Source organism: Microvirga sp. Mcv34 (genome assembly GCF_024519725.1).
Lineage (GTDB): Bacteria > Pseudomonadota > Alphaproteobacteria > Rhizobiales > Beijerinckiaceae > Microvirga.
Genome location: NZ_JALJRK010000106.1, coordinates 1 through 11,528, shown reverse-complemented (window position 1 = coordinate 11,528; position 11,528 = coordinate 1). Strand labels below are relative to the sequence as shown.

Annotated in this window: 17 protein-coding genes; 10 read left to right on the top strand and 7 right to left on the bottom strand. The window is 66.3% G+C overall.

The annotated features are described in order from the left end of the window. The coding region (gene istA / locus OC446_RS26875) for an IS21 family transposase (protein ID WP_262032035.1) at nucleotides 1–730 on the bottom strand (730 nt) is incomplete at its 3' end. Between the two features lie 98 nt (nucleotides 731–828). Between istA and OC446_RS26870 the strand changes: the two genes are divergently transcribed. Next, nucleotides 829–1,146, top strand: coding sequence for a c-type cytochrome (locus OC446_RS26870; protein ID WP_262032034.1), 318 nt, complete (start codon nucleotides 829–831; stop codon nucleotides 1,144–1,146). A gap of 47 nt (nucleotides 1,147–1,193) precedes the next feature. On the opposite strand, the gene OC446_RS26865 is transcribed toward OC446_RS26870, so the two are convergent. Next, nucleotides 1,194–1,631 (bottom strand): MerR family transcriptional regulator, encoded by a 438-nt coding sequence (locus tag OC446_RS26865; RefSeq protein ID WP_161725203.1) that lies wholly within the window; start codon nucleotides 1,629–1,631, stop codon nucleotides 1,194–1,196. A gap of 71 nt (nucleotides 1,632–1,702) precedes the next feature. On the opposite strand from OC446_RS26865, the gene OC446_RS26860 reads away from it, so the two are divergent. The 7 genes from OC446_RS26860 to OC446_RS26830 all read left to right on the top strand — a co-directional run bounded on the left by OC446_RS26860 (nucleotide 1,703) and on the right by OC446_RS26830 (nucleotide 6,867). Further along, complete coding sequence (locus tag OC446_RS26860; protein ID WP_262032033.1) at nucleotides 1,703–2,119, top strand: mercuric transporter MerT family protein; 417 nt, start codon at nucleotides 1,703–1,705, stop codon at nucleotides 2,117–2,119. 11 nt (nucleotides 2,120–2,130) lie between these two features. Continuing rightward, nucleotides 2,131–2,427 (top strand): cation transporter, encoded by a 297-nt coding sequence (locus tag OC446_RS26855; RefSeq protein WP_161725205.1) that lies wholly within the window; start codon nucleotides 2,131–2,133, stop codon nucleotides 2,425–2,427. Nucleotides 2,428–2,463: 36 nt separating this feature from the next. Continuing rightward, nucleotides 2,464–3,897, top strand: a complete 1,434-nt coding sequence (gene merA, locus OC446_RS26850) for a mercury(II) reductase (protein ID WP_315986550.1) — start codon at nucleotides 2,464–2,466, stop codon at nucleotides 3,895–3,897. Nucleotides 3,898–3,926: 29 nt separating this feature from the next. Beyond that, nucleotides 3,927–4,715, top strand: a complete 789-nt coding sequence (locus OC446_RS26845) for an alkylmercury lyase family protein (RefSeq protein ID WP_262032032.1) — start codon at nucleotides 3,927–3,929, stop codon at nucleotides 4,713–4,715. Beyond that, on the top strand, nucleotides 4,712–5,056 hold the full coding sequence (locus tag OC446_RS26840) for a hypothetical protein (RefSeq protein WP_161725209.1): 345 nt from the start codon (nucleotides 4,712–4,714) through the stop codon (nucleotides 5,054–5,056). The genes OC446_RS26845 and OC446_RS26840 overlap by 4 nt, the downstream gene beginning before the upstream one ends. Further along, entirely contained in the window at nucleotides 5,037–5,441 is a 405-nt protein-coding gene (hisI, locus tag OC446_RS26835) for a phosphoribosyl-AMP cyclohydrolase (RefSeq protein WP_161725211.1), read from the top strand. Before OC446_RS26840 ends, hisI begins: the two co-directional genes overlap by 20 nt. Nucleotides 5,442–5,508: 67 nt before the next feature. After that, on the top strand, nucleotides 5,509–6,867 hold the full coding sequence (locus tag OC446_RS26830) for a dihydrolipoyl dehydrogenase family protein (RefSeq protein ID WP_262032031.1): 1,359 nt from the start codon (nucleotides 5,509–5,511) through the stop codon (nucleotides 6,865–6,867). 44 nt (nucleotides 6,868–6,911) lie between these two features. Here the strand turns inward: OC446_RS26830 and arsH are convergent, their stop codons facing one another. The 5 genes from arsH to OC446_RS26805 are packed head-to-tail and all read right to left on the bottom strand — an operon-like array spanning nucleotide 6,912 to nucleotide 10,041. Further along, nucleotides 6,912–7,628, bottom strand: coding sequence for an arsenical resistance protein ArsH (arsH, locus tag OC446_RS26825; RefSeq protein WP_161725213.1), 717 nt, complete (start codon nucleotides 7,626–7,628; stop codon nucleotides 6,912–6,914). Further along, the gene (gene arsB, locus OC446_RS26820; RefSeq protein WP_161725215.1) at nucleotides 7,621–8,700 is read right to left on the bottom strand and encodes an ACR3 family arsenite efflux transporter; all 1,080 of its coding nucleotides are present in this window, start codon (nucleotides 8,698–8,700) and stop codon (nucleotides 7,621–7,623) included. Before arsB ends, arsH begins: the two co-directional genes overlap by 8 nt. Nucleotides 8,701–8,711: 11 nt before the next feature. Next, complete coding sequence (gene arsC, locus OC446_RS26815; protein WP_161725217.1) at nucleotides 8,712–9,137, bottom strand: arsenate reductase (glutaredoxin); 426 nt, start codon at nucleotides 9,135–9,137, stop codon at nucleotides 8,712–8,714. 12 nt (nucleotides 9,138–9,149) lie between these two features. Further along, entirely contained in the window at nucleotides 9,150–9,692 is a 543-nt protein-coding gene (locus tag OC446_RS26810) for an arsenate reductase ArsC (protein WP_161725218.1), read from the bottom strand. Next, the gene (locus tag OC446_RS26805) at nucleotides 9,685–10,041 is read right to left on the bottom strand and encodes an ArsR/SmtB family transcription factor (protein ID WP_161725219.1); all 357 of its coding nucleotides are present in this window, start codon (nucleotides 10,039–10,041) and stop codon (nucleotides 9,685–9,687) included. The genes OC446_RS26810 and OC446_RS26805 overlap by 8 nt, the downstream gene beginning before the upstream one ends. Nucleotides 10,042–10,298: 257 nt before the next feature. Between OC446_RS26805 and OC446_RS26800 the strand changes: the two genes are divergently transcribed. Continuing rightward, entirely contained in the window at nucleotides 10,299–10,526 is a 228-nt protein-coding gene (locus tag OC446_RS26800; protein WP_161725221.1) for a hypothetical protein, read from the top strand. Between the two features lie 59 nt (nucleotides 10,527–10,585). Then, nucleotides 10,586–11,347 (top strand): nucleotidyl transferase AbiEii/AbiGii toxin family protein, encoded by a 762-nt coding sequence (locus OC446_RS26795; protein ID WP_161725223.1) that lies wholly within the window; start codon nucleotides 10,586–10,588, stop codon nucleotides 11,345–11,347. Nucleotides 11,348–11,528: the final 181 nt, after the last annotated feature.

Sequence of the window (11,528 nt, the reverse complement as noted above, 5' to 3'; positions counted from 1 at the left end):
CCACCTGACCCTTCTCCCAGCCGGAGGCTGGCGTGCAGGCGACCGGCTCGACCAGGTAATGCCCGCACATCTGGAGGAAGCGACGGTTATAGGCACGCTCCTTGCCCGCAAAGATGGCGTCCACCGCCGTCTTCATGTTGTCGTAGATGCCGCGCCGGCAGGTGCCCTTGAAGAACGCGAAGGCGCGATCATGAGCGTCGAACACCATCTCCTGGCTCTCACGCGGATAGGCTCGCACGAACATCATGCGCGAGTGGCAGAGCCGGACATGGGCGACTTTGACGGTCACCGGCATGCCGTTGAGCAGGATGACCTCATGGCTCCAGTCGAACTGATAGGCTTCGCCCGGCGCAAAGCTCAGGGGCACGAAGACGGCGGTCGCAGAGGTGGACTGCTCCCGACGCCAGCTCCTGGCATAGCGGCGTACGGCGTCATAGCCGCCCTCGTAGCCAAGACCCCGCAGCTCCTCGAACAATCGGATCAGGGTCAGACGTTCCCGAGCGGGCTTGGCGTCGTTAAGCGCCAGCAGTCGATCCAAGTCCTCCCTCCAGGGGCCGATCCGCGGCAGAGGCTGGCGTTCGCGCTCGTAGCGGAACTCGGTGGCTCCCGAGCGCAGCACCTTGCGGACGGTGTTGCGCGCGATGTGGAGCTCGCGGGCGATCTGCTTGATCGTCTTGCCGCGCACGAAGAACTCGCGCCGGATCCGTGCAATCGTGTCCACGCCCTTCATCCCCTGCCACCTATCCTGATCCAGGACAGGCAGTGTGCTCGCATGACAGCCGCAGGGGTCAAATTTGGACGCCGATCCCCCGTCTCAGAGGGTCAACATTGCACGCCGAAACACACCTGAAGCTCGAAGGCCAGCCGGACTGGCAGACACCGAAGGTGAACGGCCGCCTGCCGGCACCTCCCCACGACGAGAACGGGCACACCTGGCATCACAGCGACCGCGAGCTCTTCCTGATCACCAAGAAGGGCATGGGAGCGGTTGTGCCAGGGCACGAAAGCGACATGCCGGCGTTCGAGGGCACGCTGGCCGACCAGGAGATCGAGGCGGTGCTTGCCTACATCCGGAGCACATGGCCGGAGCGGGCTCGCCGCTACCAGGACGAACGCAGCCGGGCGGACGCCGCTCGCCAGAAGTAATGGCGGCATCGTAGAGGCCCGCCGCCACAAGGGAGAAAGGCGAGGAATTATGCACGGCGCCTCGGCTCGGGCGAGAGGATGTCGAGCACCGGGCACTCGGGGGCGGTGCCGCCCTCGCACCGGTCAATGGTCTGCCCGAGCAGCCGCTCAAGTTTCCTGAGGTCGGCGATCTTCGCGCGGATATCGTCCAAGTGTCTTGCGGCAATCTCACGAACGTCGCCGCACGGGGCCCGCTCCGGCCCGCCCAGCGCCAGAAGCGCCTTGATCTCGTCCAGCGTGAACCCGAGCTCGCGGCCGCGTCGGATGAAGGCCAGTACACGTGTATGGTGGTGATCATAGACCCTTCGGCCCCCCTCACTTCGGGGTGGCGCGGGCAGCATCCCGATCCTCTCGTAGTAGCGGATGGTCTCGATGTTCACCCCTGTGAGCCGTGACAGCTCGCCGATGGGGAACGTGTCACCTCGCGAATGCGTGATCGCCTCCATCAAAAATCCTCTTGCTCCTGTAGTCACTACAGGATGCACGGTGGCTCCATCGACGTAAAGGAGATTGTTTGATGCGTTCATTGACCCGTGCAGAGGCACGTGACCTGGAGAGCCGGCCAGCGAGCGAGAGCGCTCCCCGTGACAGCCAAGGTCTGCTGGCGGTGGGAGGCCTTCTGGCCGCGCTCGGCGCCTCGTCCTGCTGCGTCCTGCCACTCGCGCTGTTCGGTTTCGGGGTGGGTGGAGCATGGATTGGCAACCTGACCGCGCTGGCGCCCTACCAGCCTGCCTTCGTGGCCGTGGCGGTGGCCTTCCTGACGTTTGGCTTCTGGCGGATCTATCGTCAGCCCAAGGCTGCCTGTGCGCCGGGAAGCTCCTGTGCGCGGCCGGGATCGAGCCGCATCGCGAAAATCGGCCTCTGGACGGCTGCCGTGCTCGTCCTGGCGGCCGTCACCTTCCCCTACACCGCCCCGCTGTTGATCAACCTGTGAGGAGACCTGAGATGAAGACCCTGTTTCGTATCGCCCTGACCGCCTCCGCCCTGATGCTCGCGGGTGGAGCCATAGCCGCGCCACGGACCGTCACGCTTGAGGTTGAGAACGTGAGCTGCGTGAGCTGCGCCCCGATTGTGAAGAAGGCGCTCTCCCGCGTTCCGGGCGTCAGCCAGGTCACAGTCGTTGAAGCTGACGGCATGGCGACGGCGACCGTCACCTTTGACGATGAAAAGGTCACGCCCGAGGCGCTGACCCAGGCAACGACCAATGCCGGTTTTCCCTCGACCGTGAAAGGCTCTTCGTGAACCACGTCCCGACCGAAACACACGAAAGTTGAGATCATGAGTGACTGCTGCGCCACAGGCGCGAAGAACGGCAACGACCACTACGATCTGGTGGTGGTTGGGGCCGGGTCGGCCGGGTTTTCCGCCGCCATCACGGCTGCCGAGCAGGGAGCGCAGGTCGCCCTCGTCGGCCACGGCACGATGGGAGGCACCTGCGTCAACGTCGGCTGCGTGCCCTCCAAGGCCATGATGCGGGCCACGGAGGCGGTGCACCACGCCAAGGCGGCCTCGCGCTTTGCCGGGATCGACGGAACCGCGCGGGTCGCCGACTGGCAAGCCCTGGTCGCCCAGAAGGACGACCTCGTCGCGAGTCTGCGCCAGGCCAAGTACGCCGACCTCCTGCCGGCCTACAACAACGTCGCCTACCATAAGGGCCAGGCCCGGCTCATCGAGGGCGGCGTCGAGGCCGGCGGCAAGCGCCTCGTCTCCGACCGCATCATCATCGCGACCGGGACGCGGCCGGCCCTGCCGGCCATCCCGGGCATGGCCGACGTGTCCGCGCTCGACAGCACGGCGGCGCTGTCCCTGACCGAGCTGCCCCGCTCGATGATCGTGGTCGGCGGCGGCTATATCGGAGCCGAGCTCGCGCAGACCTTCGCCCGTGCCGGAGTGGAAGTAACGCTGGTCTTCCGCAGCCGCCTTCTGCCCGAGGCCGAGCCCGAGATCGGGACGGCCCTTGCCGGCTACCTGGCAAACGAGGGCATAACGGTCATGGGCGGCCTGACCTACGACTCAGTTCGCAGGACGGAGGACGGGGTCGCGCTCATCGTCGTCAGGGACGGACGTCCGCAGACGATCACCGCCGAGCGCATCCTGGTCGCGACCGGACGCGCGCCCAATACCGAAGGCCTCGGACTGGCAGAGGCGGGCGTTGCCCAGACCCCTACGGGGGCCATTCTCGTCGACGACCGCATGCGCACCAGCAAGGCCGGCGTCTACGCGGCCGGTGATGTCACGGGTAAAGACCAGTTCGTCTACATGGCGGCCTACGGCGCGAAGCTCGCGGCCAAGAACGCGCTCAATGGCAACAGCCTACGCTACGACAACTCGGCGATGCCCGCGGTGGTCTTCACCGACCCGCAGGTCGGGAGCGTGGGCCTGACCGAGGCGCAGGCCCGCGCCGCCGGCCATGACGTGCGGACCTCGGTACTGTCGCTCGACAACGTGCCCCGGGCGCTGGCCGCCCGCGACACGCGGGGCTTGATCAAGCTTGTGGCGGACCGGGGCACCCGCAAGCTGCTCGGGGCCCACATCCTGGCGCCCGAAGGTGCGGACAGCATCCAGACGGCGGCCATGACGATCCGCGGCGGGCTCACGATTGATGATCTCGCGGAGGCGATCTTCCCGTACCTGACCACCGTCGAAGGGCTCAAGCTCGCCGCCCAGACCTTCGACAAGGACGTCAAGAAGCTGTCCTGCTGCGCAGGATAGCGCCGGCCAGCTCCATGGAGGATTGAGCCATGACCATCACCGTGAACCCCGCACGGGAGCGTGCAGCGGAGATCAGGCCGGGCGTGTTGCGCCCGGACTGGTCGGCCGCGACGACGCCGGCTGTCCTACAGGCCCTCGCCGGACGCGTGACGGCCCGTTCGGGCCTGCTCGACAAGTGGTCGCACGCGCTCGAAGCGAGCGAGGACATCGTCTGGCGGACCGTCCTGCGGCTCTACGCGGCCAAGGGGCGGCCTCCAAACGTCGACGAAATCCCCGTCGCGACGGGGATCGACGGAGGCCGCGTCGGCGCGCTCCTGCGCAAGCTGCAACTGCGGGATCTCGTCGGCCTCGACGCCGGGGCGGAGACCATCTGGCTGGCCTATCCCTTTACGGAGCGGGCGACCGGGCATCGGGTCGAGCTCGACGGCCATGTCCTGAATGCCCTGTGCGCCATCGACGCCCTCGGAGTCGCCGCGATGTACGGCACCGATGTCACCGTCGAGTCGCAATGCCGTTCCTGCGGCGAGACGATCCGCGTCACGACCGCCGATGTAGGCCAGGCGCTGCGGAGCGTGTCCCATCCCGAGGCGGTCGTCTGGTACGACTTTGCGTACACCGACAACGCGGCCTCATCGTGCTGTCCGGCCATCGCGTTCTTCTGCTCCGACGGGCACCTGCAACGCTGGCTCGGCAGCCAGGCAGGCCCGCGCACGGGAGCCCGCCTGAACATGAACGAGGCCCTGGAGGTCGGCCGCGCGATCTTTGGGCCTGTCCTCGCCGCCGCAAGGCAAGACGACGGGTCGGAGGATCTGCCGTGAATGACAAACTGGTCGCGATGCTTGTCACCTTCGTCGTCGTGCTTCCCCTCTACGCCATGTGCTGCCTCGGGCCGGCTGCGGTTGTCGGCTCGGTCGGAGGCCTGCTTGGGTGGCTCAGCGGATCCGTTAGCCTGGGCGTTGTCAGCTTTGCCGCAACCACGGCTCTGCTGGTGTCCTGGCGGATGCACCAGAGAAAGGCTGCTTCCGCCGCCTCTCCGGGTACCTCGCGCGAATTGCCGGGCAGCCCATGTTGCACGACGGAATCCCGTGCCTTGCAGTTTCCCGACCGGGTTGTGGTGAAAGTCGGGATCAGGAGGCAGGATGTCGAAGCGAGACGTTGAGGAGGGCTCCGTCCTGGCGGTGGCGTTCAACGGGGATGGCCTTGTCCCGGCAGTCGCTACGGACGTGGTGACGGGGGAGGTCCTGATGCTGGCGTGGATGAACGCGGAGGCGCTGGCGCGGACCATCGCGACCGGCGAGGCCTGGTACTGGAGCCGGTCCCGCCGGGAGCTCTGGCACAAGGGCGCGACCAGCGGCCAGATCCAGCATGTCCAGGAGCTGCGGGTCGACTGCGACCAGGACACCGTTTGGCTCAAGGTCCGGGTCGACGGCGATGGCGGCTGTTGCCACACCGGACGGACAAGCTGCTTCTACCGCATGGTCGTGAACGGACCGGAGGGGCCAGTTCTCCGCCGGGCGAACCCGCAGCTCCCTCCGCATTCTTGAGGAATCTCGGGCTGGCGCCGGGTCGGCGCAAAGCCATGCAACCGTCACACGCGACCGGGAGAGCCCCATGACCAAGAACTACGACCTCGTTGTCATCGGATCGGGAACCGCCGCGATGGTGGCCAGCCACCGGATGGCCTCCGCCGGCCGGAAGGTCGCGGTGGCCGACTACCGCCCGTTCGGCGGCACCTGCGCGCTGCGCGGCTGCGACCCCAAGAAGATGCTGGTGACGGGCGCGCAGGTGATCGACGACGTGCGGCGCATGACCGGACGCGGGGTGGTGGCCGAGGATGCCCAAATTCTTTGGCGCGACCTCATCGCCTTCAAGCGGACCTTCACCGGCCCGGTCCCGGGAAAGCAGGAACGGCGTTATGCCGACCACGGCATCGATGCGTACCACGCCCAGGCCCGCTTCGTCGGCCCGAACGCGATCGAGCTGGATGGCGGGGACCGGCTCGAAGCGCAGCACATCCTGATTGCCGCCGGAGCGCGGCCGGCGCCGCTCGGCTTCCCGGGCGAGGAGTTCCTCATTACCAACGCGGAATTCCTCGAACTGGAGGAGCTGCCGGAGCGCATCGTCCTGGTCGGCGGCGGATACATCGCCGCCGAGTTCTCGCACATTGCCGCCCGCGCCGGCGCGAAGGTCACGATCCTCCAGCGTGGCGGACACATGCTGCCCCACTTCGACGCCGACCTCGTTGGTTGGCTGATGGAGAAGTTCCGGGAGATCGGCATCGACGTGCGCACCCGGACCTTGGTCGAGGGCGTGGAGAAGACCGACCGAGGCTTCCTGGTCCGGGCGCGGGCGGACGGGGGCCAGCCCGTGACGGTCGAGGCCGACCTGGTGGTTCATGCCGCCGGGCGCATTCCGGATCTCGACTCTCTCGACCTTCAGGCGGCGAGCGTCGAACGCGATGGGAACGGGCACCTAAAGCTCAACGAATTCCTCCAGAGCATCTCCAATCCGGCCGTCTATGCCGCCGGCGATGCCGCCCGAATGGGGCCGCCGCTCACCCCTGTGTCCAGCCACGATGCAAAGGTCGTCGTGCGCAACCTCCTCGACGGCAACCGGCATCGGCCGGACTACCGCGGTGTTCCGAGCGTTGCGTTCACGATCCCGCCGATCACCAGCGTCGGATTGAGCGAGCGGGAGGCACGCGAGAAGGGCCTGAAGTTCCGCATGCAGAGCCAACTCGTGCCGAACTGGTACACGGCGCGGCGGGTCGCCGAGAGAGTCTACGGCTTCAAGGTGCTGGTCGATGACGAGACGGACCTCATCATTGGAGCCCATCTCGTGGGGCCTCACGTCGACGAGGTCATCAACCTCTTCGGCCTTGCAATCCGTCACGGGCTCACCGCCGAGGACCTGAAGATGACGATGTTCGCATACCCGACCGGGGCATCCGACATCGGCTACATGCTGTAGATCCATCGCCCGGAAGCAGCGGCCGGCTACTCGGCGGCCTTGACCTAGTGGCTCATGGCTTCTGCCGCGAGGCGCTTGGCTTCCTTCTCGGCTATCTCCTTGCGCTCGCTGTAGCGGTCGGTGAGATAGTCGGAGCGGTCGCGGGTCAGGAGCGTGAACTTCACCAATTCTTCAATCACGTCCACGACCCTGTCGTAGTAGGAGGAGGGCTTCATCCGCCCGGCCTCGTCGAATTCCTGGAACGCCTTGGCTACCGAGGACTGGTTCGGGATCGTCACCATCCGCATCCAGCGCCCGAGCACCCGCAGTTGGTTGACGGCGTTGAAGGATTGGGAGCCGCCGCAGACCTGCATCAAAGCCAGCGTGCGCCCCTGCGTCGGCCGCACCGAACCCGTCGCGAGCGGGATCCAGTCGATCTGCGCCTTCATCACCGCACTCATCGCCCCGTGCCGCTCCGGGCTGCACCAGACCTGTCCCTCGGACCAGAGCGACAGCTCCCGCAGTTCCTGCACCTTGGGATGGTCGCTGGCAGTCGCGTCCGGCAGCGGCAACCCATGCGGGTCGAACACGCGGGTCTCGGCGGCAAAGTGCCGGAGCAGGCGCTCCGCCTCGAGGGTGAGGAAACGGCTGTACGAGCGCTCCCGCAGGGAACCGTAGAGCAGGAGGATGCGGGGAGGGTGCGTGGACAGCTTCGCCGGCTCCAGCCTGCCGTGGTCGGGTACGTCGAGGACCGAGAAGTCGATGTTGGGAAGATCACTCACCGGGCTGGACTCCCCGCTTGGGGCCAGCCGCAGGCAGCCTGTGACGCACGGCACCGCGCTCGTACCAGCCCTGGCTGCGGTTCACGATCCAGACGACGGACAGCATCACGGGCACCTCGATCAGCACGCCGACGACGGTCGCCAGCGCCGCTCCGGAGTTGAAGCCGAACAGGCTGATGGCCGCTGCCACCGCCAGCTCGAAGAAGTTGGATGCGCCGATCAGGGCGGAGGGGCCGGCAACGCAGTGCTGCTCCCCGGCGACCCGGTTGAGCAGGTAGGCCAGCCCCGAGTTGAAGTAGACCTGGATCAGGATCGGCACCGCCAGCATGGCGATGATGAGCGGTTGCGCCAGAATCTGCTCGCCCTGGAAGCCGAACAGCAACACGAGCGTGGCGAGCAGGGACACCAGCGACAGCGGCTGCAAGACGCGGAGCAATCCAGTCAGGGACGCCTCGCCACCGCTTGCTAACAGGCGCGAGCGCAGGAACTGGGCCAGCACCACGGGGATGACGATGTAGAGCACCACCGAGAGCAGGAGCGTGTCCCATGGCACCGTGATCGCGGACAGCCCGAGCAGCAGGCCGACGATGGGTGCGAAGGCCACCACCATGATCACGTCGTTGAGCGCCACCTGCGACAGGGTAAAGTGCGGCTCACCCTTGGTGAGATGGCTCCACACGAACACCATTGCCGTGCAGGGCGCGGCCGCCAGGATGATCAGGCCGGCGATATAGGAGTTGATCTGGTCGGCGGGCAGGTAGGGCTTGAACAGGTATCCAATGAACAGCCAGCCGAGCGCCGCCATCGAGAACGGCTTCACGGCCCAGTTGATGAACAGGGTCACGCCGATGCCGCGCCAGTGCTCGTGCACCCGCCCGAGCGAGGCGAAGTCGATCTTGATCAGCATCGGGATGATCATGAGCCAGATCAGGGCCGCAACGGGCAGGTTGACCTTGGCGACCTCCAGCGCACCCACGGCCTGGAAAAAGCCGGGGAGGAGATGGCCAAGGGCAATGCCGGCGACAATGCACAGGGCGACCCAGAGAGTCAGGTAGCGTTCGAAGATGGACATGCGAGAATCCTTCAGGTGGTGGCCGCGCGGTGTCCGGAGGCGTCGACGACGATCCCGCCATCTTCCTTGCGGAACTCGCCGATCTGCGGCGGCAGGAGGTCGAGGACCGCCTCGGATGGACGGCAGAGGCGCACGCCTTTGGGGGTGACCACGATGGGGCGGTTGATCAGGATCGGGTGGGCCATCATCGCATCGAGAAGCTGGTCGTCGGTCAGGTCCGGATCATCGAGGCCGAACTCATGGTAGGGGGTGCCCTTCTCGCGGATGATGGCGCGGACCGGAACACCCATCCGGTCGATGAGCTGGCGCAGCTGGAGCCGCGTCGGTGGCGTCTTCAGATACTCGATGACGTGCGGCTCGATGCCGGCATTGCGGGTCATGGCCAGCGTGTTGCGGGACGTGCCGCAGTCTGGGTTGTGGTAGATGACGACATCCATGGGAGGGATCTCTCAGGCCGAGCGGCGGTCGAAGGGGAGAACGGCCTCGGAGGTGGCGCCCTCGAGGCGGCCGATCTCCCGCAGGTGATGGGTCAGCGCAACCTGGTCGAGACTTGCCATCGGCAGAGCCAGGAAGGCGGAGATCCGGTTCTTGAGGTACTTGGCGGCCTGGACGAAGGCGCGTTCCTTCTCGATGTCCGGTCCCTGAACTGCCGCGGGGTCCTCGATGCCCCAGTGGGCGGAAGCCGGATGGCCGGGCCACACCGGGCAGGCCTCGCCCGAGGCGCTGTCGCAGACGGTGAAGATGAAGTCCATCACGGGCGCATCCGGCTTCGCGAACTCGTCCCAGCTCTTCGAGCGGAACCCGTCCGTGGGATAGCCGAGGCTGTCGAGAACCTTCAGGGCGAATGGATTGACGGTGCCCTTCAGCTGGCTGCCGGCCGAGAATGCGTTGAAGCGGCCGGCACCGTCCTTGCGGAGGATGCCCTCGGCCAGGATGGAACGGGCAGTGTTACCCGTGCACAGGAACAGCACGTTGTAGGGACGGTCAGCCATCGAGGGCCTCCTTCGGGGCACAGCAGGGAGCGAGGGCATCGATCAGCGGAGCGCACACGCCGGGATGGCCACCGCAGCAATCCTTGAGCAGGAAAGTCACGACCTCGCGCAGGCGGTCGAGGTCGGCGCGGTAGATGATCGAGCGGCTCCGGCGCTCGGAGCGGACGAGAGCCGCCCGGGAGAGGATGCCGAGGTGCGAGGACATGGTGTTATGCGGGACCGCCAGCTCCCGGGCGATGTCGCCCGCCGGGAGACCCTCCGGCTCATGTTTCACCAGCAGCCGGAACACGTCGAGGCGCGTGGACTGGGCCAAAGCCGCAAGGGCGAGGAGTACGTCATGTGCTTCCATATGTCGAGATATATAGACACGTTGGGCCCTTTGCAAGCCTGCCTCTGCGTCCGTCACATGCAACAGGCGAACGGTCCCCGCGTTCGGATCGCAGTGGGCCGGGCATTGCGGGTCGCCCGACCAACGGGCATGCTGAGCGGCAGAAGAGGATGACGTGCCCTGAGCCGAGGAACTCCGGCTGCCGGGGTGCGTTCGTCGAATGTCAGGTTTTCGGCGCACCCGTGGACATGACCATAAGCAGGGACTATATTTCGCGTATGCCAGTCAGGAACGCCCATAAGGCCGTCGTGCCTGCCGAGTTCCCCGAGCTTGCGATGCTCGCCTGGAACCGCAACCCGGAACGTCCGATTCCGGGGGAGGAGGCGCTTGCCCTGTACGAGCGCAATTGGCGGCACGTCGACAAGGACCACCTGACGCTGCGGGAAGCCGAACTCATCCATGAACTCGCCGAGGAGTTCGGGAACGGCTACCTGCTGGCCTCCTGAACTCCGGCACCTTCCCACACCTGATCGACTTCTTTCCAGGAGCCAGCGAGGAGGTTGCCGTGGCTTTCGTACGCCCCCAGCATAACGTGATCGCTGAGGCGCTCCGGTCGATGGATGCCCCGTTTCTCGAGCGGGCGCGGTGCTACTTCGGCGGCGGAACGGCAATCGTGCTCCAGAACGGCGAATACCGCCTCTCCTTGGACGTCGACTTCCTTTGCGCCGATCCCGATGGGTACCGCGAGCTTCGCATCGCCGCCCTCGAGCGGGGCGCCCAGGCGTTCTTCGGTCCGGATGTTGAGACGGTCAGGCCGTTCATCGCCGACCAGTACGGCATCCGCGGACGCTTCTCGCTTCGTGGCCAGCCCATCAAGTTCGAGGTCGTTCGCGAGGGGCGCGTCACGCTCGAAGGGGCAATCGACCCCGCGCTCGGGGTTCCCATCCTTGCGGTCGCGGATCAGTTCACCGAAAAGCTGCTGGCCAATGCAGACCGCTGTGCGGATCGGTCCGTTGCCTATCGTGATGCCATCGATCTCGGTTATCTCATCCTGTCGAACGGTTCGATCCCACCCGAGGCCGTGCAGAAGGCGGAAAGGGCCTATGGCTCCGACGTTCCCCGAAAAATCGCAGCCGTCCTGGGCTATCTCGCCAGCCCCGAGGAGGCTCGGCGGGCGGCGGAAACGCTTGAGATGTCCTTGGACGCGGTCCATCAGGCCGCCGCACGTCTCCATGGCGCAGCCACCGCGGCCTGGCCGGAGATGTCCTTCGGATCGTTCGTGACGGAAGAGACGACTTCGGCGGAGACGCGATTTCCCGAACCCTGACGCAAGTGGTCACGGCTTGCCCGTGGATTCCGGGAGGGGGTGCGACCGGACGCGAAGGCAGCAAGGATGCTTGCGGTGGAGGTGATCAATTCCATTCGACCCCGGCACTTGGTCTAGTGCTCAAGATGCGGATTCCGACGAAGTCGGCCAGTTGTTCCGACGCGATGTCGGCCATGCATTC